The following is a 23142-nucleotide window of genomic DNA, read 5'->3' as shown; positions in this document are numbered from 1 at the left end:
ATGAGACTGAAACTCGTACCCCAACACACCTCGTTCGATTTCTTCAGCCGCTGGAAACTGTGGCTGGGCATTTCTGGCCTGATGATGATTGTGGCATTTACATCTTTCATGTTGCAAGGACTGAACTACGGGATCGACTTCCGAGGGGGCACTACGATACGCATTCAAAGCGCGCAAGAGATCGACGTAGGCGCTTATCGGGATGCAATTTCACCCTTGGATCTTGGTGATGTCTCAATCACCGAAATATTTGACCCCACATTCGGGCCGACTGAAAATGTGGCCATGATCCGTATTCAGGCTCAGGAAGGGTCAGAAGCGGTCACAGCCGAAATGGTCGAAAAGGTTGGCGAAGTTCTCGCCGAGGCCGATCCGGAATTGAAACTACCGTTTGACAGTATCGAATCCGTCGGTCCCAAAGTGTCTGGTGAACTGATCCAGACCGCTGTTCTGGCTGTTGCGCTGGCGATCGGAGCCGTGCTTGTCTATATCTGGTTACGTTTCGAGTGGCAGTTTGCGTTGGGGGCGGTGGCTGCGTTGGTGCACGATGTGATCCTGACCATCGGCATTTTCTCGGAACTGCAGATCCGGTTCGATCTGGCCATTATCGCGGCCCTTCTGACCATTGTCGGGTATTCACTGAACGATACCGTGGTCGTCTTTGACCGCGTGCGTGAAAACTTGCGAAAGTACAAGAAGAAGGACCTGAAAGAGGTTCTGAACATCTCGATCAATGAAACGCTCAGCCGGACGGTGATGACCTCGGTTACCACTTTGTTGGCGCTGATCTCGCTTTATGTTCTGGGTGGGGATGTGATCCGTGGTTTCGTCTTTGCGATGATCTGGGGTGTGATCGTGGGCACCTATTCTTCGGTCTTTGTGGCCTCGACCATCCTACTGTGGCTGGGGGTCAAGCGTGACTGGTCCAAGCCGTCAAAAAACGCTGGCAACCAATTTGCCAACGTTGATGCATGAGGTTTTTGGCCAGTCCCCGCAGGGTCTGGCCATTATTCTTTTTGCGGCCTTGATGGGTGGCATCGTGCGCGGGTTCTCCGGTTTTGGAACTGCGCTCGTCTTTTTACCCATTGCGACCCCGCATCTTGGCCCATTCGGTGCTCTGATTGGGTTGACGATCATGGACATCTTAGGCCCGCTGCCTAACCTTCGCCGCGCCTGGACGGCTGTGAATCAAGGGGATTTGGTACGCTTGGTGCTGGGATGCGCACTGGTTCTGCCTGTTGGGCTTTGGTTACTGGCACAGGTCGAGCCCGAGGTGTTTCGCTATGCGGTAAGCTTGGTTGCCCTGTTCATGCTGGCGATTCTAGCCCTTGGCTTGCGGTATCAAGGCCGGGTCAGCCGTACCATGGTAACGGGCATTGGCGGGGCCGCAGGGTTTCTGGGGGGCGTCGCTGGCTTGCCCGGTCCAGCCGTGATCCTGTTTTACATGTCCCGCCCTTTGCCGGTTGAAGTGATCCGCGCCACAATCCTGCTGTTTCTCTTTGCCTTTGATTTTCTGATCCTTGGATTTTTGACAGGCATGGGGCGCGTGACGCTGGGGACAATTGGTCTTGGGTTGGTTCTGGCGATCCCCAATCTGGCAGGTAATTGGTTGGGTGGCTGGCTGTTTCGCCCCGACCGAGAGAGGCTGTACCGCGCCGCCGCCTATCTGGCGATTGCCCTTGCAGCCTTGTCGGGCCTGCCGCTTTGGGGCTAGAAGATACCCATGCGGTTAAATGAGATCACCTACAACAATGCGGCTCCGGTTGATGGTTACGGGCCGGGATTTTTTCGTATCGGCGATCAGGTTCATGACGGTGCAGTGTTGACCGGGCCTGAGGGGACAGGCGCTTGGGGCGGATATGCGGATCACACACCATTGCTGGCATTGGCAGGGCAGGTGGATGTCTTGTTCATCGGCACCGGTAAAGAGCTTTCCCATATCCCGCCTGAGTTGCGGCAGGTGTTGGAGGACGCCGGAATAGGCGTTGAAATCATGAATTCTCCAGCAGCGTGCCGTACCTATAACGTATTGCTATCCGAGGGTCGCCGCATTGCGCTGGCATTGCTGCCGGTCTGAGACGGGGACAAAGGCCTGCGGCAAATCTCGCCTTTTGCCCCTGACGGCAATGAGATAAGCGGGTCCCATGACTCTGACCGTAACCGATCTGGCCATTACCCGTGGTGGCGTTCCTGTCCTGGAAGGGCTGAGCTTTGAGCTGCGGCCCGGTCGGGCCATAATTCTGCGCGGCCCCAACGGGATCGGAAAGACCACTTTGCTGCGTACGCTTGCTGGCTTGCAGCCGCCGCTCGAGGGGCATATCGACGGAGCAGAGGATCAGATCGCCTATGCATCGCATTCGGACGGATTGAAGCCGACCCTTACGGTCACAGAAAACCTGACGTTCTGGGCCTCGGTCTTTGGTACCAGTAGTATTCAGCCTGCTCTGAACGCATTTGCGTTGAATGAACTGGCCGACCGCCACGCCGGCAACCTTTCGGCAGGGCAGAAACGCCGTTTGGGTCTGGCGCGGATGCTGGTCACCGGTCGCCCGATCTGGATGTTGGATGAGCCCACCGTGTCACTGGACCGACATGCAGTGCAGATGTTCGCCGACGCGGTGCGGGCGCATCTGGGGCAGGGCGGCTCTGCCCTGATAGCCACCCATATCGACCTTGGCCTTGATGGAGAGGTTCTGGACGTCGGTTCCAACAAGGCCAAACCCAAACCCATCGACGATTTCGACGGAGGCTTCCTGTGATCGCCCTTTTGCTGCGTGACCTGAAACTTGCCTTTCGCGCCGGTGGAGGCTTTGGTCTGGGTCTGGCCTTTTTTCTGATCGTGACAGTGATGGTGCCTTTCGCGGTTGGCCCGCAGTCGTCGCTGCTGTCCACGATTGCGCCGGGTGTTTTGTGGCTGGGTGCATTACTGGCGTGCCTTTTGTCATTGGATCGCTTGCTGGCGCTGGATTGGGAAGATGGATCGCTGGACCTGCTGGCCACCGCGCCTCTGCCGCTTGAGGCTGCCGTTTCAATCAAGGCGCTTGCGCATTGGTTGACAACGGGTCTGCCGCTGGTTCTGGCGGCGCCGTTTCTGGGGGTGCTGCTGAACCTGCCGGTGCCGGGTTTCTTCTGGTTGGTGATGTCGCTGTTGATCGGCACCCCAGCCATGAGTGTTATTGGAACCTTCGGTGCAGCTTTGACCGTAGGATTGAAACGTGGTGGCCTGTTGCTGTCTCTGTTGGTCCTACCGCTATACGTGCCGACCCTGATTTTCGGGGCCGAGGTTGCGCGCCGTGGCGCCACGGGGATGGAAACACAAACGCCGCTGTTGATGCTGGCAGGGATCACGGCGGCCACCATTGCGTTGCTTCCCTTCGCCAGCGCAGCTGTGCTGCGGATCAATCTGCGGTGAGAGATCGAAACTTTGACCGATGTCAATTGAGAACAGCACCGAGTCGGACTAGATAGAGCCCATGTCGATAGCAGCCAAAGCCAATGCCCTCTGGGAATATGCCAACCCGCGAAAATTCCTCGCGACCAGCGAGCGTGTCCTGCCGTTTTTCTGGGTCGCCTCGATCGCATGCATCGTTGTCGGGTTGGTCTGGGGATTCTTCTTTACCCCGGATGACTACAAGCAGGGCTCGACTGTAAAGATCATCTACCTGCATGTCCCCACTGCGCTGATGGCGATCAATTGCTGGCTGATGATGCTGGTGACCTCGTTAGTCTGGCTGGTGCGGCGCCACCATGTCAGCGCGTTAGCCGCGCGGGCCGCGGCACCCATCGGCATCGTAATGACATTGATTGCGCTTGTGACAGGTGCGATCTGGGGGCAACCGATGTGGGGCACTTGGTGGGAGTGGGACCCGCGCCTGACCTCGTTTCTGATCCTGTTCCTGTTCTACCTGGGCTATGTCGCCCTGTGGGAGGCGATCGAAGACCCTGATACTGCCGCAGACCTGACCTCGGTCTTGTGTCTGGTGGGTTCGGTTTTTGCCCTTCTCAGCCGCTATGCGGTGAATTTCTGGAACCAGGGGCTGCATCAGGGCGCATCGGTCATGCGGGCGGGTGCGATCACAGGTACAGACACAGAAGAGAAGGTCAGTAATGTATTCTTCTACCCCTTGATGATCTGCATCATCGGGTTTGTGCTATTGTTCATCGCTCTGGTTCTGTATCGTACGGGCACCGAAATCCGGGCCCGTCGGATCAAGGCACTGCTGGCGCGGGAAAGGGTAGGCGGATGATCCCCGATCTTGGAAAATACTCAGATACGGTCTTGTCGTCTTATGTCGCGTCCATTGTACTTTTGGTGGCGCTGATCGTGTTCAGCGTGCTGCGCGGTCGCAAAGTGCGGGCCGAGATGGAGAAGGTGGAACAAAGGATGATGCGCAATGGCTAAAATTTCACCTTTGATGCTTGCGCCACCGCTGATTTTTGGTGCTTTTGCCGTGTTGGCGGGCATCGGCATGTTCCGTGAGGATCCCAATGCGTTGCCGTCGGCGCGCGAAGGCCAGACGGCACCGCCCATAGTCTTGACCGAGTTCCCCGGCAAAACCCTGTTCGATGACGCTACGCTGCGCGACGGAGAGGTCAAGCTGGTGAACTATTGGGCAAGTTGGTGCGCGCCCTGTCGGGTGGAACATCCCAATCTGCAAACTCTGTCAGACGAAGGTATCCCGGTCTACGGAGTCAATTACAAAGATCAACTGGACAACGCAGAAACCTTCCTGACCGAACTTGGTGATCCGTACCGCGCCATCGGCAGGGATGAGAAAGGGCGCGTGGCGTTGGATTGGGGCCTTTATGGCGTACCCGAGACTTATGTGATTGATGGCGAAGGTACGGTCATCCTGCGCTTTGCCGGGCCGATCACCCAACGTGTGATCGAAAACACCATTCGGCCCGCACTGGAAAAGGCAGCCGGTCAGTAACCGCTTCGCTTGGGACGCGCCTCTGTCACAGGCGGTACCCGCCCGATACAGTCAAAACCTCACCCGTGATGAAAGATGCGGCGTCAGAGGACAGAAACCGGACCGCACCGGCGATGTCTTCGGGCGTTCCGGCACGGTCTAGGGCCGTTTCCCGGACGAACAATTTGGTCAGTTCCTCCGGGCGCGGGGCTTCGGGGATATTGATGGCTCCCGGTGCGACGGCATTGACGCGAATGCCATCCGGTCCCAGTTCCTTAGCCATTGCGCGGGTCCACAGGTTCAGTGCTGCCTTGCTGGCCCCATAGGTGACTGCGTCACGAGGTGGCAATACCGCGTTGACCGAAGAGATGCTGACGATCGCCGCTCCGCGATCCAGATGAGGCAGGGCTGCAGCCAGTAATGCGGCAGGGACCAGCAGGTTCAGATCTAGAACAGCCCGATGGTCATCGCGCTGAAATTTGTCCTTGGGTGTGGGTTTGACGAGACCTGCATTGTTGACGATCACATCCAAGCGTCCGAAATGCTCCATGACCTGTTCGACTACGGCTTTGGGCTGATCGGGCTCTGTCAGATCGGTGCGCACTGACAAACCATCTCCGTCCATCTGTGGTTCTGTTGAATGCCATGTATAGGCGATCCGGTGATCCTGCTTCAGATCTTCGACAATCGCCCGCCCGATCCCGCGTGCTCCGCCTGTGACCAATGCAACTTTTGTCATTCGCGTTCCGTTCCTTCACATGGCCTGAACCGGCTCAACAAAAGGTGATCCGGCTGATTGATCGAAGTCAAGCGATCCGGCGTTGTCGGACGTAATGGATTGGTATTGTAGTCTGACGGAAGGAGCGAAAATGACGGACCAATCCAGCCTGTACAGCCAACTAGGTGGCTATGACGCCATCGCAACCTTTGCCGATACCCTGATGCCAAAACTGATGGGGGATAAGGTGCTGGGCCGTTTCTGGACGCATCGTGGTGCCGATGGTATTGCCCGCGAACATCAGTTGCTGATCGATTATCTTGTGGAAAAAAACCGGTGGATCGCTGCTGTATACCGGACGCGACATGAAAGTCACCCATGTAGGTATGAAAATCAGCGAAGAGGACTGGAGCTATTTTCTGGGTCACGCCGTAGATACCATGAACGCCCTGTCGATCCCCGAGACGTTGCAAGGGCAGATCGCAGAGTTTGTAGGTGGCTTAAAAAGCGACATCGTCGAAGCCTGAGCATAGCTTCGTTTCGATCCAACAAAAAAGCCACCAGCGGAATGCTGGTGGTCTTCATTTTTCTGATCGAAGCTGTAGTTTATTTGGCCTTGGCCAGATTGCGCAGCACATAGTGCAGGACGCCGCCGTTTTCGACGTATTCGATCTCGGGCGCGGTATCGATCCGGCACTTAAGCTGGATGGTTGTCTCGGCCCCATCGGCGTAAGTGATTGTGCACGGGACTTCCTGCAGTGGCTCGATTGTGTCCAAGCCGTGGATCGACACAGTCTCATCGCCCGTCAGGCCCAGCGACTTGCGCGAGTCACCGCCGGTGAATTCGAACGGGATCACACCCATACCAACCAGATTCGAGCGGTGGATACGCTCAAAGCTTTCCGCAATCACGGCCTTGACGCCCAGCAGCGCGGTGCCCTTGGCCGCCCAGTCGCGCGACGAGCCCGCGCCATATTGCTCACCACCAAAGATGACCAGCGGCGTGCCGTCGGCCTGATACGCCATCGACGCGTCGTAGATCGATGTCTGTTGACCATCAGGGCCTTTGGTGTAGCCGCCTTCGACGCCATCCAGCATCTCGTTCTTGATGCGGATGTTGGCGAAGGTGCCGCGCATCATCACCTCGTGGTTGCCACGGCGCGACCCGTACGAGTTGAACTCGCGCGGCTGCACTTGACGGTCGGTCAGGTACTTGCCCGCAGGCGTCGTGGTCGCAAATGAACCAGCGGGCGAGATGTGGTCGGTGGTGACCATGTCGCCCAGAACCGCCAGAACCTTGGCGCCTTCGATATTCGAGATGGTGCCCGGTTGGGGGTCCATACCCTGGAAATAGGGTGGGTTCTGGATATAGGTCGAGGTCGGTGGCCAGTCATAGGTTTCGGCGTCAGTGGTCTCGACCGCTTGCCATTTCTCATCACCTTTGAAGACATCCGCGTATTTCGACTGGAACGCTTCACGCGTGACGGTTTGTTCAACCAGCTCGGCGACTTCCTGTTGCGTCGGCCAGATGTCTTTCATGTAGACATCATTACCATCCTGATCCTGACCGATTGGTTCGGACGTCAGGTCGATATCCATCGTCCCGGCCAGAGCGTAGGCAACAACCAGCGGCGGCGAAGCCAGATAGTTGGCGCGTACGTCCGGGCTGATCCGACCTTCGAAATTGCGGTTGCCCGACAGGACCGAAGTGGCAACCAGATCGCCCTCGGCGATCGCCTCGGACAGCTCTTTCTGGATCGGACCCGAGTTGCCGATGCAGGTGGTGCAGCCATAGCCCACGAGGTTAAAGCCGATCTTGTCCAGATCTTCCTGCAGACCTGCGGCCTCAAGATAGGCGGACACGACTTGGCTCCCCGGTGCCAGCGAGGTTTTCACCCATGGCTTGCGGTTCAGCCCCAGCGCGGCGGCTTTACGTGCCACCAAACCGGCGCCGATCATCACATACGGATTCGAGGTGTTGGTGCACGATGTGATCGAAGCAATCACGACCTTGCCAGAATCGAGCGTGTAGTCTTCGCCTTTGACGACAACTTCCTTGCCCATGGGGCGCTTGAAGGTCTCGGCCATTTCCTTGGTGAACGCGGCCTTGGCGTCGGTCAGCGCGACGTAATCCTGCGGGCGCTTGGGGCCCGAAATTGCGGGCACGATGGTGCCCATGTCCAGCGACAGAGTGTCGGTGTAGATTGGCGCATAATCGGCATCCCGCCAGAATCCGTTCTCTTTCGCATAAGCTTCGACTAGAGCGATGCGGTCTTCATCCCGGCCGGTATTGCGCATGTAACGCAGCGTTTCACTGTCGATCGGGAAGAAGCCGCAGGTCGCGCCGTATTCCGGTGCCATGTTGGCGATGGTCGCGCGATCAGCTAATGGCAGACGGTCCAGACCGCTTCCGTAGAATTCGACAAATTTGCCGACGACGCCTTTGGCGCGCAGCATTTCGACGACCTTCAGAACCAGATCGGTGCCGGTGGTGCCTTCGACCAGATCACCTGTCAGTTCAAAACCCACAACCTCGGGGATCAGCATCGAGATCGGTTGACCCAGCATCGCGGCCTCGGCTTCGATCCCGCCAACGCCCCAACCCAGCACGGCCATGCCGTTGACCATGGTGGTGTGGCTGTCAGTACCGACCAGCGTATCGGGATAGGCGACTTCATTGCCGTCCTGATCTGTGTCGGTCCAGACGGTCTGCGCCAGATATTCCAGGTTCACCTGGTGGCAGATGCCGGTGCCGGGGGGAACAACGCGGAAATTGTTGAACGCGCCCTGACCCCATTTCAGGAACTGGTAACGCTCCATGTTGCGTTCATATTCGCGATCCACATTCATCTGGAAGGCGCGGGGGTTGCCGAATTCATCAATCATGACCGAGTGGTCAATGACCAGATCAACCGGGTTCAGCGGATTGATCTTTTGCGCGTCGCCACCCAGTGCCTTGATGCCATCGCGCATCGCGGCAAGGTCAACCACGGCAGGAACACCGGTGAAATCCTGCATCAGCACGCGGGCCGGGCGATAGGCAATCTCACGTGGGTTCTTGCCGCCTTTGGCGCCCCATTCGGCAAACGCCTTGATGTCATCGACCGAGACGGAAAAGCCGTCATCCTCGAACCGCAGCATGTTTTCCAACACGACTTTCAGCGCAGCAGGAAGATTCGAGAAATCACCCAGACCGGCCTCTTGCGCGGCGGGGATCGAGTAATAAGAAATGGATTTACCATTCACGCTCAGATTGCGGCGTGTGTTGGCTGTATCCTGTCCGACTTTGATGGGCATCTGTGGCCTCCCTCTCAAATGACTGGGATCATGGGATTCGCTACAAGTTATCTGCATTACCAAGGCGATTGGTTCAAGGTGCAACAGGTCATATGCGGTATTTTTGTATACCATTGCACACATTATTGGGAGACTTCTTAAGCCCGGTCTCAAGAAACCTTGATTGGTTATTGAACTGTAGAAGGAATAAACCTTTTAAACCGCCCATCAAACCGAGACAAATCATGTTCAGATCCACCGCCGCGACCGCTGTTGTATCTCTTTTTCTGGCTGCATCCGTTGCAGCCCAGGAAGCCCCCGTTGTAATCGAACTTTTCACATCACAGGGGTGCTCGTCCTGCCCTCCGGCCGATAAGATCATGCACGATCTGGCAAAGCGCGATGATGTGATCGGTCTGGCCCTGCATGTGGATTATTGGGACTATATCGGATGGAAGGATGAGTATGCCGATCCTGATCACACGCGGCGCCAGCGTGCTTATGCGCGGCAAGGCGGGCGGTCGATGATCTATACGCCGCAGATGGTTGTAAACGGCCAACAGGATGTCGTTGGGGCCCAAACCCGAGAGCTTGACAGGTTGATCGACGCCCATCTGAAAGCCGCACCAAAGGCGTCAGTGCTGGCGGTTCGCTCCGGAAACGATGTGACTGTGGACGTCACCCCCGTCGAATTGCCCGCGGGCGAGACCTATGACGTGCGGCTCGTGCAATACGCACCGATGCGCCATGCGTCTATTCGCAGTGGCGAACTGGCTGGACACGAGCTGGATTACGCCAATGTTGTAGAATCCTGGCAGATCGTCGGGCAATGGAACGGAGCGTCGCCGCAGCGATTCTCGGCTGAGCTTACCTCGGACCTGCCAACGGTTGTTTTGGTTCAAAAGGCAGGGCATGGACCAATCGTCGCTGCCGCGCATGTAAAGTGATCAGGGCATGTCCTCGGGCTGCACACCCAGTCCATTCCACTCTTTCCAGCGGCGGTGAATCCAGAACCACTGCCCCATGTGCTGACGCACCATCGATTCGAGATCGTTGTTGGTGAACTGGGTCATCGTCTTTGCGTCGGTATGTGGTACCGGGTCATGCAGGACGATCTCGAAATCGATCCCGTTGGATTGGCGCACGGCATAACACGGGATCAGCACAGCGTTGTATTTTATCGCCAGCTCTGCGTTCAGAACGGATGTAACAGCCGGTTTTCCAAAAAACATAAGCTCTTCACCGCCATGGGCATGCAGATCTGAAACAATCGCAATGATGCCACCTTTTTTTAACGTGCGAACCATTTCGACCATACCGCGGCGGCCCTGTTCGAACATCGGAGCGCCGGTCTTGTAGAATGCTTCGACATAGGCGTCGTTGAAATAAGGGTTGGCCATTCGACGATACAGACAACCAATTGGTTGGCCGCTGCGGGCCTGCAACGCGACACGTGCAGCAAGATAGTGACCGAAATGTGCGGTGATCATCATGACCGGTTGCCCTTCGGCCACAGCAGCATCAAAGGCGGCGGCACCTGGCCCGGATACTTTGGCGTTTCTTTGCCGTTCGTTGAACCCCTCGGGCGAGAAATGCTCCATGATGGCCCGCCCCGCATTGTCGGGAACGGCGCTGCAAATACGTTTCACCTCGGATTCTGGCAGTTCGGGGCAGGTGAGTTTCAGGTTTCGGCGCACCCGGTTGCGAAACCCGACAACAGGCGCCAGGCCACGTACGATGGCCCCCATCGCTGCGATGCGCCGTTCGTATGGCAACAAGCGCATGGCGCCGATTACTCCTTTCAGGAACAAACTGGCGACATAATATTTTCCAAGCTCAAACCGACTGAGCTCCGACTTTTCGACGGGCATGGAGGTGTCTCACCGCGTGTTGCGAACTGCAAAACCAGACATACAGCCCAGAGCCACCAACCTCAAGCGCCCAACCGATGACAGTGTGCCAGCCTTGCATTGGCCGGACTGCGGCCAGTCAAACCCCGGTGGTGAGGCGTCAGTCTGCATCCTCCTCCTCATCCGTTTCGATCAAGATAATTGTCCCATCGTCGACCATGTTACGAATGGTGCCTACGATTTGAGTCATTGCGTCTTCGGCTTCGGACTGTTTGACCCGACCACGATCTGCCATTTCCTCTCGCAGATTGTCAGCCATGCGTGTGGAGATGTTCGACAGCAAGAACTGGACCGACACCTTGTCGTCGTCTGCAGCGGCCCCAGCAAGTGCGGTCACCAGAACGGGCTGATCCACGTCCCGAAGGATCGCCGGTATGTCCCGGGCCACGATGCGGTTGGAGATGTGCGCGAACGTAAAAATGGACTGCCGCACAATGCTTGCAAAATCGGCGTCTTCTTCGTCCAGTGCGGTTAGCAGGCCATCCCGGGTCGAAGCCGCAGATTGATTCAGTATCGCGCCGACTCGCGCGCCTGGGCCATCGACAAAGGCTTGGGCCGGCCGCTGATCCAATTGAGCGGCCAGAGACCAGCCAATGCGTTCGACCGCCTCGGGCGTGACGTTGGCCGTCTTGGAAACTGCATATGTGATCCGGCGCGCAATCGGGCCAGGCAGGTGAGCAAGTAATTGCGCCGCCTGCGCAGTCGCCAGCTTGGACAGCATCACGGCCGCGACTTCGATACTTTCAGCCTGGGCCATTTTAGCCAGATCTTCGGTTGGGATTTCGCGAAGGCGTTGCCAGGGATCGCCGATCTGACGCACGCCCGCCACCTTACGCAGCCGCGCGGCCGTCGTCGGAGCGATCTTGCCATTGATTGCATCCAATGCGCCGGCAAGGCCGTGTGGAAACGCCAAACCGACGTTGTTCAACGCATCCCCGAATTCCTGCGCGACCGCGTCCAGTGTCACACGATCTACAAGGCCCATTTTTCCCAGTTGATGGGTCAGCTTCTCTTGCAAATCGTCGGGAAGTTCTTCGAGTGGAATGTCTGCGCCTTCATTCAATAGAAGACGCACGACAACAGCGGCTTTTTCCCGACTGTTGAGCGTTCGGGGTACGACACGCGGTGCTGTGTCATCCCGATCGGCAATCGGGATTGAGCCGGGTGCCATCTGTATCAGTGCGTTTGTGTCTTGCATCTGCCTGTGGTGCCAAATCTGTTCCACAGGCAGAATAGGGAGAGTCAGGTAAAGAAAGGCTGAAGCTCAGTAGCTGAATGTCAACCCGGTCTGAATCGCTTCACGCAGGGATGCCTCGGCCCAGGTGCCTTCGCCGTTGCGCGCCTTGATTTCACGCCATTGCTCGATGGCCAGATCGGTTTTACCTTCGGAAACAAACCCCTGACCCATGTAGCTGCGGGCAAGGATGTTGTCCGGATTGGCGGCGATTGCATTTTCATAGAACGCGTTCGCCAGTTCCAGTTCGCCCATTTTGCGATAGGTGAAACCCCAGTAAGTCAGCACGCGATCATCATTCTGATCCATGACGCGCAGGATATCCTGTGCATTTTCGTACTGACCATCATAGGCCATTTCACGCACGGCGTCATACAGTTGATCTTCGGTAAAATTGGTCTTGTTCGGCTTGACGCACCGGCCCGCCGCTTCGTCATAGACGCGCCCAAATAGGCATTTCTTGGTGGTGTTGGTTGGCTTGGGCGGGTTACTGCTGCCGCCGCCTGCGGCGTGAACAACAGGTGCAAAGGCAAAAGCTTGAATGGCAATTGCTGAAACTAATACAAGGCGCATCTTCCTACTCCGTTCTCGGGGCTGCTTACAAAAGCATAGTGTGATCTATAAAAAAGCTAACAGTTGGTTTGTCGCTTTTATTCACAAGTAGGAAACAAAATCGTCAACTATTGACGATCTTCATGCAGCTTTGGGCCTCTGTGTCCCAGAATGTGCCCGGTGCGCAGGACTGGGTCTGTTTGGAATGTGCGCCACAGGCGAGGCTGGCCGAAGCCAAGCATACAAGAGCCAGTGCACATACAAGTGTTCGGGTCATGGTGCTTCTCCTTCGTGGAAAATACACTCGCAGGATAGCCTATCCGCGCTGTTCTGGCAAAAGAACAAAACCCGGCCTACGTGTGGCAGACCGGGCTTTGGTATCAGCCATGAGGCTAAAGATCTTATTCGCCGAACACGCGCGCGAAAATCGTGTCGACGTGCTTGGTGTGATAGCCAAGGTCAAATTTCTCTTCGATCTCTGCCACGCTCAGCGCCGCAACCACATCCGTGTCGCCCAGCAGCTCGGTTTTGAAATCCTTGCCTTCTTCCCAGACTTTCATCGCGTTGCGTTGTACCAGACGATAGGCGTCTTCACGGCTGACGCCGGCTTGTGTCAATGCCAACAGTACCCGCTGGCTCATGACCAACCCACGGAACTTATTCATGTTGGCCAGCATGTTATCGGGATAGATGACCAGCTTATCGATGACGCTGGTCAGACGCGACAAGGCAAAATCCAACGTTATGGTTGTATCCGGTCCGATGTTACGCTCGACCGAGCTGTGGCTGATGTCCCGCTCGTGCCAAAGCGCTACGTTCTCCATCGCAGGCACAACGGCCATGCGCACGAGGCGGGCGAGGCCCGTCAGGTTTTCGGTCAGAACAGGGTTGCGCTTGTGCGGCATCGCCGACGAACCTTTTTGACCCTTCGAGAAAAACTCTTCGGCCTCCAGCACCTCGGTCCGTTGCATATGGCGGATTTCGATGGCGATGTTTTCGATGCTGCTGCCGATCACACCCAGCGTGGCGAAGAACGCCGCGTGGCGGTCGCGCGGGATGACCTGCGTGCTGATCGGCTCAGGGACGAGGCCCAGCTTGTCGCACACATGCTCTTCGACCTGCGGGTCGATATTGGCAAATGTGCCGACCGCACCGGAAATGGCGCCGGTTGCGATCTCGGCCCGCGCGTCGCGCATACGGGACAGGTTACGATCCATCTCGGCATAAAAGCGGGCAAAGGTCAGGCCCATGGTTGTGGGCTCGGCGTGGATACCATGACTGCGACCGATGCGGATGGTTTCCTTGTGTTCGATCGCACGGCGTTTGAGTGCGGCCAGCAGACCTTCGAGATCGGCGATCAGGATGTCGGCGGCGCGGGTCAGCTGCACGTTGAAGCAGGTGTCCAGCACGTCCGAGCTGGTCATGCCCTGATGCACAAAGCGCGCCTCGTCACTGCCAACATGTTCGGCCAGATGAGTCAGGAAGGCGATGACATCATGTTTGGTGACGGCCTCGATCTCATCAATGCGGGCCACGTCGAATTCCACATCCTTAGCTTTCCACACAGCCTCGGCATTTTCGCGCGGGATCACACCCAGATCGGCCATCGCGTCACAAGCGTGCGCCTCGATCTCGTACCAGATGCGGAACTTGGTCTCGGGTGACCAGATGGCGACCATGTCGGGGCGGGAGTAACGTGGAATCATTGGCAGCGGGACCTTTTTGTGGTTGGGATGAGGCGATGGCGCGGGGTTTAAACGCGCGCGCGCAGGGGAACAAGGCACGAGTGCGGAAATGAGACGGTTTGCCCTGATTTTAGCACTTTGGCCCGGGTTCCTGGCAGCAGATGAGTTCCGGCAGCTATCTGGCGGCGAGATCCTGTCAGCGTTGATCGGCAAGAAGCTCGGGTATGGTAACGGTGCTTGGCAGACATTCGACGAAGTGATGCTGACCCAGTATTTCTCGGGTGGGCCAAGTGCGGGTCGTTGGGCCGTGCGCGAGGAACGGTATTGTTCGCAATGGCCACCATCGGATTTGTGGGCCTGTTACGATTTTTTTCAAAATGGTGAAACGATCCGGTTTGTCGGTGATGGCGGCGACTTTACAGACGGAACCTATGTCCAGTGACCCTGCCAAACAAGATTTCCGATTTTGAAGGCCAATGGCATCTGAAACGGGTGATACAGGACGCGAAGGCTGGTCAGATCGTGCATGCGGACGGCCAGGCAAGTCTGAAGCGATCCGACGACGGCCTGATCTATGAAGAAGAGGTCACGCTGTGTGTCCCGGGGCAGGTGCCAATGAAGGGAACCCGCAGATATCAGTGGCGTGAAGCGGAGGGTGCCATAGCTATCTACTTTGAAGATGGTCGGTATTTCCATACTCTGAAACTGGGCTTGCCGCGGGTACTAGACCATCATGACTGCCCTCCGGACAGTTATGATGCAGTCTATGGTTTCTCGGGCTGGCCCTGCTGGAACGTGCGTTGGACAGTGTCCGGGCCGCGAAAATCCTATGAAATGAACACGGAATACAGCCCGCGATAGCGTAATCATCTTGCAGCAACGGGCCGGAACAGGCATTGCTGGTGCAGAAATTCTGTCCGAATGTGGAGAAACGAATATGAATGCGAATGTTCTGGCCGAGGCGATCGGCCCGCGTGAGGGAACGGCGCTGCGTGTCAAACAGGTTGCGCTGGTTGCTTTGGGTATTGTGGCGCTGGCCATTGCCGCCAAGATCAAAATTCCGATGTGGCCGGTTCCGATCACCATGGGGACCTTTGCGGTCCTGACAATCGGTACTGCCTACGGAGCCCGTCTCGGGCTGGTCACCATGCTGGGTTACCTGTTGGTTGGCGCTTTGGGCTTTGACGTCTTCGCTGGCTCTACGGCCGAGAAATTCGGTGTGACCTACATGATGGGCGGCACAGGCGGCTATTTGGTCGGTTATCTGTTGGCAACCGTACTGCTGGGCGTACTTGCGGCGCGTGGCTGGGATCGCTCGGTTGGCATGATGGCGCTGGCTTTGGTGCTGGCAAATGTTGTCATCTACGCGCCCGGTCTGCTGTGGTTGGGTCAGCTATATGGTTGGGACAAGCCGATTTTGGAATGGGGTCTGACACCATTCCTGCTGGGTGATGCGATCAAGTTGGGTCTGGCCGCGCTGCTGATCCCGGCCTTGTGGAAATTGGTGGGCGACGCCCGGACCTAAATTTTGATCCATACGATTGAATTGACCCGTGCCGGAGTGATCCCGGCGCGGGTTTTTTCGTTCTACACCAAGCTCGTACTGGACAAAGCCGCCACCAGCGGGCCAATCTGTTCGCAAAGAAACCATTAGGCTATTGAGATATGCGTATTTTATTGACCTCAACGTTTGCCGCCTGTGCAGCTTTGTGGATGGGTGCTGTCGAACCGGCTTCTGCGGATACTCCGGTGACCTATACTAACGAAGGTCGCGCGCTGTTTCGGTTCGCGGTTCCGGATTTCTGGATGCTTCGTACCGGCGGCCCACGCGAGATCGAAGATACAAAACTGGGGGATGCCCGGGCGGTGGCGCGCGTGATGGGGATGCGACCGGTTACAGACGATAATGTCTGGATGGGATTCGTCTCACCAACCGGAGTTGCCACTATTCAAGACGGAATCCGGTATCTCGAGGATGTCGATAAGTTCCTTGTGAAAGAGCCGACCATCAACAGCACCAGCAACACTCGGATTGGCGGTTTGCCTGCGCAGGTATTCCGGGGAACCGGCAGCCGTGACGGGCGGGGTGTGAACTTTACGGCGACTGTCATTGACCTGCCGGGCAATCGGGTTGTCATTGCCATTGCAATCCTGCGAGACGGGGCCGATCCGGCCTATGCTGATGATCTGAACGCCGTTTTCGCGTCGTTCCGGTCGCTTCAGTGAGGGAGATGCAGATGACCAGAAAGTTAATCAAACGGTCCATTCTCGCCTTGGGTCTTGGTGCGGCCAGTTTCACCCTGTCGGCCTGTGACGGCGTCTCTGTTGGGGTCGGGTATGGTTATGACCCGTTTTATGACTCGATGCTGTGGAATGATTACTACCACGATGTCGACGTCGATATCGATGTGGACCGCCCGGACAGGCCGGATCGTCCAAACCCTCCGATTACGAACCCGCCCGCGCGTCCGAAGCCACCGATTGCCAAGCCGCCCGCGCGACCCCGACCTCCGGTGGCGCGTCCACCTGCTGCCCGGCCGCCAATTCACCGCCCTGCACCACGTCGGCGGTAAACAACCTGGCCGCCTTTGGGTCACCAAAGGCGGTCAATTCACGGCAGCAGTATGGTCGTGATGTGGGCGGATCCTTCCAGCGTCCTGTGCACCGGACATTTGTCGGCGATTTCCAACAGGCGCGCGCGTTGTTCCTGATCAAGCGGGCCCTCCAGACGGATCTTACGCCGGAACTGGTCGACTTTGCCTTCGTTCGCCAAACCCGCATCCTGCGCATGTACCTTGTCATGGCATACATCAACGCTGATACCGGTCAGCGGCCACCGCTTGCGCCGGGCATACATGCGAATTGTCATCGATGTGCAGGCCCCCAGTCCGGCTGAGATAAAGCCATATGGCGACATGCCCCGATCGGTGCCGCCGTACGAGGCAGGCTCGTCCGCGACCACGTGATGGCGCGGGCCTGCCTGAATGTCCTGCATAAATCCGGTACGGTCCGCTTCCGTTACGCGCACGACCCCTTCCGGCGTGCCGGGTGGGGGGGCCGGTGGACACAGGGGCACATAGCGTGACACCCAAGCCGTGATGACGTCTGCGGCATACTCGGCATCGGCGGCGCGGGTGATCAGGTGATCGGCGTCATCAAGTGTCACAAAGCTTTTGGGATGCTTGGCGGCCATGAAGATCGCACTTGCGTTTTCGATACTGACCGTTTCATCGCGCGGTGCATGCAGGATCAGCAATGCGGCCTTAAGATCCGCAATGGTCGGGGTCAAAGTGGATTCAGAGATGTCATCCACGAAAGCTTTGCCAATTCGGAACGGGCGCCCGCCCAGCGTGACCTCGGCGCTGCCATCCTGCTGAATTTGGGGCATAGCCTCTTGGAAATGGTGAGATACGTGCCCCGGGTCTGAAGGAGCACCCAAGGTCACGACGGCCTTGATCGACGGGATACCCGCCCGCGCGCGTAGAACAGCAGCACCGCCCAGAGAATGCCCGATCAGCAGGGCAGGGGCCATATTGCGCCCTGCCAGGTACTGCGCAGCAGCGATCAGATCCTCGACATTCGAGGTAAAGGTCGTGTTCGCGAATTCTCCGCCTGAATGCCCAAGACCGGTGAAATCGAAACGCAGAACAGCAATTCCCATTGCTGCCAACCGGGAGGAAATGCGACGCGCAGCAGGGATGTCCTTTGAGCAGGTGAAGCAATGCGCAAAAAGTGCCGTCGCCAAAACTGGTCCGTCAGGAAGATCCAGCCTTGCAGCCAGTTGACTGCCGTCATGTCCGGCAAAAGTGATGCGTTCCGTGGGCATGTCGGCTCCTTGTTTGCTGGGGGGAACAGCCCCAATATTGTGTGCATCCCCATCGCGTCACAACCCCTATGTCAAAGGCGTCACGTGAAGGTGAGGATCAGGCGAGCGATTCCGTCAACAGTTGTAGCGTGTTGTAATCTCAACAGAGCTTTTGATCATTGGAACGGCAATCAAGTGGAACATATATATCAAGAAATGTTATGTATATCCAAACAATTATTCGTTTTGGTAATTTAACTTCAAAGCCCATCTTGCTGCTGTAGATGATTTAGCAGGAGGCACAAATGGCACATACCGCATCACCGCCCCAAGTCCCCGAGGCGCGTATTGGAACATTGGTTGCGATCGTCCTGACCGGCGTATTGGGCTTTGCTCTCGGCCAGTCATGGCCGGCCACGGACGTCACAGGGCGCAGTCAAGTTAACTCGGAGATCGAGGATTGGCACGGGAATGTCCGGCGATCAACGTGGTCAGAGTGAGGTCAATATCTCACTCCAATCCCATCAATTGTGCGTCGAACGGATAGGTGCTCAGGTTTTCATACCCGTCTTCGGTAATCAGGACTTGATCCTCAAGCTTGATTGAAAAATCTGCGCCCACTTCTCCCACAGCGGCTTCGACGCACAGAACCATTCCAGGCTCGAGCGCATAGTCAAACGAGCCTTCCACCGCTTTGTCCGGATGGGCAACCAGAGGCCATTCATCACAGAGGCCAACGCCGTGCATCAGGCAGCCGTATTTCTGCTGATTGTATTTGGCAGGGTGGGTTTTGCATTGCGCGATCAGGTCGGGGATCATCAGCCCGGGTTTGAGCAATGACATGTTGTGCATGATAAAGTCATGCGCGTGTTGCATGGCTTCGACCATGTCGGCCCGCGGCTTCTGACCCCCGATCCACCAGGTGCGTGAGATGTCGATGCAAATGCCGTAAGACCCGATCAGATCGGTATCAAACGCGATAACTTCGTTTTGTTGCGTGATCCTTGGACCGCATTCCTGAAACCATGGGTTCGTACGTTGCCCCGAGGCCAGCAACCGGGTCTCGATCCACTCGCCGCCGCGCCGGATATTTTCAGCGTGCAGCACGGCCCAGATGTCATCTTCCGAGGTTTTGCCATCGCCCACATTGGCGCGCGCGAATTTCTCCATCTCGGCCACGGCGGTTTCACAAGCATGGTTGGCGCAGCGCATGGCCAGGATCTCGTCCGGCCCCTTCACGGCACGGGTTTTTTCTGTGAGCTCTTCGCCCTCCATGATCTCAAACCCCTGCGTCTCGAGCGCGCGGAGGCCGTGCAGCATGATCTTGTCCACGGCAAGGCGCTTGTTCCCGCCACCATGTTCGTCGATCAGAACGCGCACTTCGTTCGAGAGTACATCTGCCTGAATATCAACCTTGTCGCCTCGGTCGAAATAGAACAGATCCGCGCCCGAGCGTTGCTCACGAACCAACGGGTTGAATTTGGACAGGAAGGGAGAATTCTTGTAGTCCCAGATCACCATGTAACCATCGGCGCACAGCAGTACGGCCCGAAACGGGTTATGGGTGTTCCACAGCTGCATATTGGTGCTGTCGGTGGCGTAGCGAATGTTCAAAGGGTCAAATAACAGCAAACCGCCATAGCCGCGATCGACAATGGCTTGTGTCAACCGTTTCCAGCGGTGTTCCCGCATCCGTTCGAGGTTTGGCAATTCCAAACCCGCCGCGGCCCATTCGTCGAAGGCTAGCTGCGTCGGACCGATCTCGATCCGGTCATTGTCGTTTGGTGTGCCATCACCCAACGTTGCGCCCCGGGTCGGATCGATTTTGCGGGTATCCCGATAGTGGTGGTTCACGGCTAGCCTCCCTGCTTGCCTGCTCAGCTTGTGGACTCAACCGTTTGCCGTCTCAGAGAATTGCGACGGTCTGGTTGTCGCTTTTTGACCGACAACGACTGAAACCAATGATAATTCGGACGTATGGCCGTCATTTTGCAAGACAAAATTCCGTATGACCCTCGTCGCGCGCACTCCCTGCCGGGTATTCTACCGACCCAGATGGAAACGTGGCTGCACATGGATGATGCATTTTCAGCCCAAATGCAGCGTCGCGAAACCTTGCTGGCCGAACGCCGCGATGATGTTCTGGCGCTGCATCCCGACGCCGAACTCGCCGCGCAAGAGCTGCTGGATCTGGTCTTGGCTCAAACCTATCCCGGTTCCACGGATCATGTAGCCCGTCCAGATGGTGTGTCTGTAGTCATTGACAGGGCGCGACCACTTGAGACGCTATGCCGATTGGTGCAGGAAGATTTTTGTATATTGCAAAAGCATGGCGACGAGCATGTCCTGACCGGCGCCGTTTTGTGCTTTCCCGCCAGTTGGCGCCTGTCCGAGAAATACATGCGTCCGCTTGTGGATATTCACGTACCTGTCGAAAGTTATAGCGAAAACATCGCTCGCCGGGTGCAGCGTTTGTTCGATGGAATTCAATCGGGCCGTCCCCTCTGGCGGTTCAACGCGCTATGGTATGAGGACCCCGAGTTGTTTCAACCCCGCAGTGCCCTTGATCCGCGTAAGATCCGTGATCGAGGTGACGCTCCGTACCTGCGCAGCGAGCGTCAGACGTTGCTGCGCTTGCCAGAAACACGCGCGGTTGTGTTCTCGATCCATACCTATGTTCTGGCCGCAAACCGCTTGCCAGAAATGGAAAACCCCGCCTGACGACGGGGCCTCCAAGGAGGGTCGTTGGTAATTCGGTTACTTGGCCAGCGCGCTGGCAACGTCCGCAAAAGCGCCGCTGGTGTTCAATGCGACGATGGCTATCGTAAAGACCAGAACTTGCGTGTTCAGTCTGAAATCTTCGCCCCGGATCAGGTTGACGGCGGCCATCGACAGAGCAATCGGAGCTGACACGCTGGCGATGACGCCGGTCATGCACCAACTGCTTAGCCGCAGAACATCGCTGGGCCGTTCAGGGTCGTCGGTGTCCTGTGGGGCAGGCCTGGCGGGGGTTGGCTCATCGTCCTCGGTCCGAAATGAGATGCTCAGTAGCTGCTCATCTGACAGCTGGATAGGTCGGGCCGCAGGTTTCTTTGGGTCAGTCACCTGATCATCCGGTTCGGAGATATCCAAACCAGCAAACTGTCCAGTCACCGATTGAAAGATCTGTTTTCTGTCTCGGGGTCGGTTATGCGCCAAAGTGTCAAAGGCACTCATGAATTGCTCGACGGTCAGAACGGTGTTCGGAGAAAGCCATTCGACGCGTCGAGTCGAGCAGATATCGACCATGCGATACAGGGCGACCACCAACATGAGTTCAGAAATCTCACTGTCGTCCAAAAGGGGAGACACCGGCGAGACAGAAATAGCCAGCCTGTTTCGGGGGCGGGTTACATACGGTCTGACGATTGTCTTCAAGCCTGCCGCACGATCCATGCGTTCATAGCGGTCGCCAGCCTCGGCAGAATCGGTGTCCAGTGTCAGGCGCACCAGATACTGGCTGGACACGATACTGGCTTCGGTTTTGCTCAGCAGTGCTTTGCGTTCAACCAGATGACCGTAATCTTCCAGCGTTGCCGCGACGATTGTTCCGAACCGCTCTATCGCGCCTTCGGTGTTGCCCTCGAATTGCAAGCCGCCATGATAACTGTGATTCCGAGCCACTGCCCTGATCCTTGTCACATCTTGTCTGAGGGTTAAGGCTAACAAGTGATCTGGGGGAGAATTTGACGAAAATGCAAAAAAAAGAAAAATTCCCACGATTGATTACGCTTTGGAAACCAAGAAACTAAGGCTATCCAGTGACCAGTGTGGCGACAATGTGGCTAAATTGAGTTTTGGGGTGGTCGACAATGCGCCTGCCTACCCATCGATTCGCGCCGCCATGATTGCAATGGACTGCTGGTAAACCGAAGCTGCGTTCCACTGCTGAATGACTGCGAAGTTTGGTTGTCCCTGTTGATATCCGCGACCGGGCTTCCACCCTTTCTTACGAAGAAAATTTGCGGTCGAGGCCAGCGCGTCAGTCTGATTGTAGAAATCCACACGACGGTCACCGGTGGCGTCGACTCCATAGGTCAAGGCATTGCCGGGCAGAAATTGTGTATGGCCCAGTTCGCCATGTTTTGCCCCTTTTGTCGCCATGGTGATACTGCCCTGATCGACAAGTTTCAGCGCCCCAATGGCATGGGGTACGAAGAACTCAGACCGGCGACAATCATAGGCCAATGTTGTGATTGCGGAAACAACCTGACTGTCCCCCATGAAATTTCCAAACCCGGTTTCCATGCCGTGAATTGCAATCAGAACGCCGGCCGGCACGCCGTATTGCCGTTCCAGTGTGGCATAGTATTGCGGGTTGGCAGCTTTCCGTTTGCGTCCCTGGGCCACGATGGTGTCGGCACCCCGGACCCGCATGAATTTATCCAACGAGTATTTGAAGCTTTTTTGATTGCGATCCGCAGCAATAGTCCGGTTTGCGTATTGGGTCTGGGCAAGCGCTTGCAACCCTTTCTTCTTTACGCCTGCACGGCGCGCTTGTTTCGCGAAATCCGATTTCCAGGCTTCAAAACCGCTGCTTGTATTTCCGCAGGGGGCGGCATTGAGTGCAGAGAACGGCAAGGTTGCCAGTATCAACGGCAGGAGTGTGAGGGGACGCATTCGCAAAACATCTTCCCTTTTGTTTTATCGTTTCCAGAGGAAAGTCACATCGTTATAGCAGATCGACTTGCCGTGCCGAATGGGCCGGACCTATAGGCCGCGTTGCAAGTCTTCGGCGGTTAAAACCGGTTGAATTTCGATCGCGGCATCCAGCGCGGCAAACAGCGGCTCATTGATGACCGGCATACGCGCCTGATCGTCTTCTTCAAAAATCACAATGCCCATGCGCTTGCCGTCTTCCAACGCAAAGTAAGATGCTTGGGCGTTTACATCCTTGATCAGCGCTGCAATCGCCTTACCCAGGGTTCCATCCCGTTCGGCCTGGTTTCCCTTTTCAACCGGGATTGTGAACTTCAACATCAGGCGCATCGCTGTCTCCTACGGTCATGA

The 23142-nt window shown here is 56.8% G+C and carries 30 protein-coding genes; 17 read left to right on the top strand and 13 right to left on the bottom strand.

The window, feature by feature from the left end:
• From secF to HW561_RS07725, 8 genes are all read left to right on the top strand, one after another.
• Complete coding sequence (secF, locus tag HW561_RS07760) at positions 1–975, top strand: protein translocase subunit SecF (RefSeq protein ID WP_176863337.1); 975 nt, start codon at positions 1–3, stop codon at positions 973–975.
• Positions 917–1714 (top strand): TSUP family transporter, encoded by a 798-nt coding sequence (locus tag HW561_RS07755; protein WP_328803263.1) that lies wholly within the window; start codon positions 917–919, stop codon positions 1712–1714. Before secF ends, HW561_RS07755 begins: the two co-directional genes overlap by 59 nt.
• A gap of 9 nt (positions 1715–1723) precedes the next feature.
• Positions 1724–2077, top strand: coding sequence for an Mth938-like domain-containing protein (locus HW561_RS07750; protein ID WP_176863335.1), 354 nt, complete (start codon positions 1724–1726; stop codon positions 2075–2077).
• 67 nt (positions 2078–2144) lie between these two features.
• Complete coding sequence (gene ccmA, locus HW561_RS07745) at positions 2145–2759, top strand: heme ABC exporter ATP-binding protein CcmA (RefSeq protein WP_176863333.1); 615 nt, start codon at positions 2145–2147, stop codon at positions 2757–2759.
• Positions 2756–3412 carry a heme exporter protein CcmB gene (gene ccmB / locus HW561_RS07740; protein ID WP_176863331.1) on the top strand — a complete coding sequence of 219 codons (657 nt, stop codon included), beginning with the start codon at positions 2756–2758 and terminating at the stop codon, positions 3410–3412. Before ccmA ends, ccmB begins: the two co-directional genes overlap by 4 nt.
• Before the next feature lie 61 nt (positions 3413–3473).
• Positions 3474–4247 carry a heme ABC transporter permease gene (locus HW561_RS07735; RefSeq protein ID WP_176863329.1) on the top strand — a complete coding sequence of 258 codons (774 nt, stop codon included), beginning with the start codon at positions 3474–3476 and terminating at the stop codon, positions 4245–4247.
• Positions 4244–4402: a heme exporter protein CcmD gene (ccmD, locus tag HW561_RS07730; protein ID WP_176863327.1), complete on the top strand. Its 159-nt coding sequence runs from the start codon at positions 4244–4246 to the stop codon at positions 4400–4402. The genes HW561_RS07735 and ccmD overlap by 4 nt, the downstream gene beginning before the upstream one ends.
• On the top strand, positions 4395–4934 hold the full coding sequence (locus HW561_RS07725) for a DsbE family thiol:disulfide interchange protein (protein WP_176863325.1): 540 nt from the start codon (positions 4395–4397) through the stop codon (positions 4932–4934). The genes ccmD and HW561_RS07725 overlap by 8 nt, the downstream gene beginning before the upstream one ends.
• 25 nt (positions 4935–4959) lie before the next feature.
• Here HW561_RS07725 and HW561_RS07720 read toward each other — a convergent pair whose 3' ends face one another.
• Together HW561_RS07720 and HW561_RS23695 are read right to left on the bottom strand one after the other, a co-directional pair.
• Positions 4960–5652 (bottom strand): SDR family NAD(P)-dependent oxidoreductase, encoded by a 693-nt coding sequence (locus HW561_RS07720; protein WP_176863323.1) that lies wholly within the window; start codon positions 5650–5652, stop codon positions 4960–4962.
• A 160-nt stretch (positions 5653–5812) separates the two neighbouring features.
• Positions 5813–5998: a hypothetical protein gene (locus HW561_RS23695; RefSeq protein WP_211198545.1), complete on the bottom strand. Its 186-nt coding sequence runs from the start codon at positions 5996–5998 to the stop codon at positions 5813–5815.
• Here HW561_RS23695 and HW561_RS23690 point away from each other — a divergent pair.
• Positions 5997–6158 carry a globin family protein gene (locus HW561_RS23690; protein WP_211198544.1) on the top strand — a complete coding sequence of 54 codons (162 nt, stop codon included), beginning with the start codon at positions 5997–5999 and terminating at the stop codon, positions 6156–6158. The two genes, HW561_RS23695 and HW561_RS23690, sit on opposite strands and share 2 nt — an antisense overlap.
• A 79-nt stretch (positions 6159–6237) precedes the next feature.
• Here HW561_RS23690 and acnA read toward each other — a convergent pair whose 3' ends face one another.
• The gene (gene acnA, locus HW561_RS07710; protein ID WP_176863321.1) at positions 6238–8928 is read right to left on the bottom strand and encodes an aconitate hydratase AcnA; all 2691 of its coding nucleotides are present in this window, start codon (positions 8926–8928) and stop codon (positions 6238–6240) included.
• Between the two features lie 224 nt (positions 8929–9152).
• Between acnA and HW561_RS07705 the strand changes: the two genes are divergently transcribed.
• Complete coding sequence (locus HW561_RS07705) at positions 9153–9854, top strand: DUF1223 domain-containing protein (RefSeq protein WP_176863319.1); 702 nt, start codon at positions 9153–9155, stop codon at positions 9852–9854.
• On the opposite strand, the gene HW561_RS07700 is transcribed toward HW561_RS07705, so the two are convergent.
• From HW561_RS07700 to purB, 5 genes are all read right to left on the bottom strand, one after another.
• Positions 9855–10778 carry a lysophospholipid acyltransferase family protein gene (locus HW561_RS07700; RefSeq protein WP_176863317.1) on the bottom strand — a complete coding sequence of 308 codons (924 nt, stop codon included), beginning with the start codon at positions 10776–10778 and terminating at the stop codon, positions 9855–9857.
• 139 nt (positions 10779–10917) lie between these two features.
• On the bottom strand, positions 10918–12015 hold the full coding sequence (locus HW561_RS07695) for a flagellar motor switch protein FliG (protein WP_176863315.1): 1098 nt from the start codon (positions 12013–12015) through the stop codon (positions 10918–10920).
• A 66-nt stretch (positions 12016–12081) separates the two neighbouring features.
• The gene (locus HW561_RS07690) at positions 12082–12624 is read right to left on the bottom strand and encodes a tetratricopeptide repeat protein (RefSeq protein WP_176863313.1); all 543 of its coding nucleotides are present in this window, start codon (positions 12622–12624) and stop codon (positions 12082–12084) included.
• 103 nt (positions 12625–12727) lie between these two features.
• Complete coding sequence (locus HW561_RS07685) at positions 12728–12880, bottom strand: hypothetical protein (RefSeq protein ID WP_176863311.1); 153 nt, start codon at positions 12878–12880, stop codon at positions 12728–12730.
• Between the two features lie 124 nt (positions 12881–13004).
• The gene (gene purB / locus HW561_RS07680; RefSeq protein ID WP_176863309.1) at positions 13005–14309 is read right to left on the bottom strand and encodes an adenylosuccinate lyase; all 1305 of its coding nucleotides are present in this window, start codon (positions 14307–14309) and stop codon (positions 13005–13007) included.
• A gap of 88 nt (positions 14310–14397) precedes the next feature.
• On the opposite strand from purB, the gene HW561_RS07675 reads away from it, so the two are divergent.
• The 5 genes from HW561_RS07675 to HW561_RS07655 all read left to right on the top strand — a co-directional run bounded on the left by HW561_RS07675 (position 14398) and on the right by HW561_RS07655 (position 16861).
• Positions 14398–14730: a hypothetical protein gene (locus HW561_RS07675; RefSeq protein WP_176863307.1), complete on the top strand. Its 333-nt coding sequence runs from the start codon at positions 14398–14400 to the stop codon at positions 14728–14730.
• Positions 14727–15149 carry a DUF6314 family protein gene (locus HW561_RS07670; protein WP_176863305.1) on the top strand — a complete coding sequence of 141 codons (423 nt, stop codon included), beginning with the start codon at positions 14727–14729 and terminating at the stop codon, positions 15147–15149. The genes HW561_RS07675 and HW561_RS07670 overlap by 4 nt, the downstream gene beginning before the upstream one ends.
• A gap of 76 nt (positions 15150–15225) precedes the next feature.
• Positions 15226–15813 (top strand): biotin transporter BioY, encoded by a 588-nt coding sequence (locus HW561_RS07665; RefSeq protein WP_176863303.1) that lies wholly within the window; start codon positions 15226–15228, stop codon positions 15811–15813.
• Positions 15814–15953: 140 nt separating this feature from the next.
• Entirely contained in the window at positions 15954–16514 is a 561-nt protein-coding gene (locus HW561_RS07660; protein WP_235962831.1) for a hypothetical protein, read from the top strand.
• 11 nt (positions 16515–16525) lie between these two features.
• Positions 16526–16861, top strand: coding sequence for a hypothetical protein (locus HW561_RS07655; RefSeq protein WP_176863301.1), 336 nt, complete (start codon positions 16526–16528; stop codon positions 16859–16861).
• 38 nt (positions 16862–16899) lie between these two features.
• On the opposite strand, the gene HW561_RS07650 is transcribed toward HW561_RS07655, so the two are convergent.
• A complete protein-coding gene (locus tag HW561_RS07650) occupies positions 16900–18114 on the bottom strand; it encodes a bifunctional alpha/beta hydrolase/OsmC family protein (protein ID WP_176863299.1) in 1215 nt (404 codons plus the stop codon).
• 284 nt (positions 18115–18398) lie between these two features.
• Here HW561_RS07650 and HW561_RS07645 point away from each other — a divergent pair, with 284 nt between their 5' ends.
• A complete protein-coding gene (locus HW561_RS07645; protein WP_176863297.1) occupies positions 18399–18593 on the top strand; it encodes a hypothetical protein in 195 nt (64 codons plus the stop codon).
• Between the two features lie 10 nt (positions 18594–18603).
• On the opposite strand, the gene dddP is transcribed toward HW561_RS07645, so the two are convergent.
• Positions 18604–19947: a dimethylsulfonioproprionate lyase DddP gene (dddP, locus tag HW561_RS07640; protein WP_176863295.1), complete on the bottom strand. Its 1344-nt coding sequence runs from the start codon at positions 19945–19947 to the stop codon at positions 18604–18606.
• Between the two features lie 123 nt (positions 19948–20070).
• Between dddP and HW561_RS07635 the strand changes: the two genes are divergently transcribed.
• Entirely contained in the window at positions 20071–20814 is a 744-nt protein-coding gene (locus HW561_RS07635) for a heme-dependent oxidative N-demethylase family protein (RefSeq protein WP_176863293.1), read from the top strand.
• 36 nt (positions 20815–20850) lie between these two features.
• Here the strand turns inward: HW561_RS07635 and HW561_RS07630 are convergent, their stop codons facing one another.
• From HW561_RS07630 to HW561_RS07620, 3 genes are all read right to left on the bottom strand, one after another.
• Entirely contained in the window at positions 20851–21756 is a 906-nt protein-coding gene (locus tag HW561_RS07630) for a hypothetical protein (RefSeq protein ID WP_328803262.1), read from the bottom strand.
• 198 nt (positions 21757–21954) lie between these two features.
• Positions 21955–22752: a lytic murein transglycosylase gene (locus tag HW561_RS07625; RefSeq protein WP_176863289.1), complete on the bottom strand. Its 798-nt coding sequence runs from the start codon at positions 22750–22752 to the stop codon at positions 21955–21957.
• 90 nt (positions 22753–22842) lie between these two features.
• Entirely contained in the window at positions 22843–23121 is a 279-nt protein-coding gene (locus HW561_RS07620; protein WP_176863287.1) for a hypothetical protein, read from the bottom strand.
• Positions 23122–23142 lie beyond the last annotated feature (21 nt).

The organism is Ruegeria haliotis (assembly GCF_013377785.1).
Classification (GTDB): domain Bacteria; phylum Pseudomonadota; class Alphaproteobacteria; order Rhodobacterales; family Rhodobacteraceae; genus Ruegeria; species Ruegeria haliotis.
This window is presented reverse-complemented; position numbering and strand designations above follow the sequence as displayed.

Excerpts from the sequence above, each read along its gene's own strand:
- HW561_RS07665 (WP_176863303.1), top strand. The coding sequence starts at position 15,226 with ATGAATGCGAATGTTCTGGCCGAGGCGATCGGCCCGCGTGAGGGAACG.
- HW561_RS07675 (WP_176863307.1), top strand. The coding sequence starts at position 14,398 with ATGAGACGGTTTGCCCTGATTTTAGCACTTTGGCCCGGGTTCCTGGCA.
- HW561_RS07690 (WP_176863313.1), bottom strand. The coding sequence starts at position 12,624 with ATGCGCCTTGTATTAGTTTCAGCAATTGCCATTCAAGCTTTTGCCTTT.
- HW561_RS07750 (WP_176863335.1), top strand. The coding sequence starts at position 1,724 with ATGCGGTTAAATGAGATCACCTACAACAATGCGGCTCCGGTTGATGGT.
- HW561_RS07655 (WP_176863301.1), top strand. The coding sequence starts at position 16,526 with ATGACCAGAAAGTTAATCAAACGGTCCATTCTCGCCTTGGGTCTTGGT.
- purB (WP_176863309.1), bottom strand. The coding sequence starts at position 14,309 with ATGATTCCACGTTACTCCCGCCCCGACATGGTCGCCATCTGGTCACCC.
- HW561_RS07695 (WP_176863315.1), bottom strand. The coding sequence starts at position 12,015 with ATGCAAGACACAAACGCACTGATACAGATGGCACCCGGCTCAATCCCG.
- HW561_RS07705 (WP_176863319.1), top strand. The coding sequence starts at position 9,153 with ATGTTCAGATCCACCGCCGCGACCGCTGTTGTATCTCTTTTTCTGGCT.
- ccmD (WP_176863327.1), top strand. The coding sequence starts at position 4,244 with ATGATCCCCGATCTTGGAAAATACTCAGATACGGTCTTGTCGTCTTAT.
- secF (WP_176863337.1), top strand. The coding sequence starts at position 1 with ATGAGACTGAAACTCGTACCCCAACACACCTCGTTCGATTTCTTCAGC.
- acnA (WP_176863321.1), bottom strand. The coding sequence starts at position 8,928 with ATGCCCATCAAAGTCGGACAGGATACAGCCAACACACGCCGCAATCTG.
- ccmA (WP_176863333.1), top strand. The coding sequence starts at position 2,145 with ATGACTCTGACCGTAACCGATCTGGCCATTACCCGTGGTGGCGTTCCT.
- HW561_RS07650 (WP_176863299.1), bottom strand. The coding sequence starts at position 18,114 with ATGCCCACGGAACGCATCACTTTTGCCGGACATGACGGCAGTCAACTG.
- HW561_RS07725 (WP_176863325.1), top strand. The coding sequence starts at position 4,395 with ATGGCTAAAATTTCACCTTTGATGCTTGCGCCACCGCTGATTTTTGGT.
- HW561_RS07720 (WP_176863323.1), bottom strand. The coding sequence starts at position 5,652 with ATGACAAAAGTTGCATTGGTCACAGGCGGAGCACGCGGGATCGGGCGG.
- HW561_RS07735 (WP_176863329.1), top strand. The coding sequence starts at position 3,474 with ATGTCGATAGCAGCCAAAGCCAATGCCCTCTGGGAATATGCCAACCCG.
- HW561_RS07620 (WP_176863287.1), bottom strand. The coding sequence starts at position 23,121 with ATGCGCCTGATGTTGAAGTTCACAATCCCGGTTGAAAAGGGAAACCAG.
- HW561_RS07645 (WP_176863297.1), top strand. The coding sequence starts at position 18,399 with ATGGCACATACCGCATCACCGCCCCAAGTCCCCGAGGCGCGTATTGGA.
- HW561_RS07700 (WP_176863317.1), bottom strand. The coding sequence starts at position 10,778 with ATGCCCGTCGAAAAGTCGGAGCTCAGTCGGTTTGAGCTTGGAAAATAT.
- HW561_RS07625 (WP_176863289.1), bottom strand. The coding sequence starts at position 22,752 with ATGCGTCCCCTCACACTCCTGCCGTTGATACTGGCAACCTTGCCGTTC.
- HW561_RS23695 (WP_211198545.1), bottom strand. The coding sequence starts at position 5,998 with ATGTCGCGTCCGGTATACAGCAGCGATCCACCGGTTTTTTTCCACAAG.
- HW561_RS07660 (WP_235962831.1), top strand. The coding sequence starts at position 15,954 with ATGCGTATTTTATTGACCTCAACGTTTGCCGCCTGTGCAGCTTTGTGG.
- HW561_RS23690 (WP_211198544.1), top strand. The coding sequence starts at position 5,997 with ATGAAAGTCACCCATGTAGGTATGAAAATCAGCGAAGAGGACTGGAGC.
- HW561_RS07685 (WP_176863311.1), bottom strand. The coding sequence starts at position 12,880 with ATGACCCGAACACTTGTATGTGCACTGGCTCTTGTATGCTTGGCTTCG.
- HW561_RS07635 (WP_176863293.1), top strand. The coding sequence starts at position 20,071 with ATGGCCGTCATTTTGCAAGACAAAATTCCGTATGACCCTCGTCGCGCG.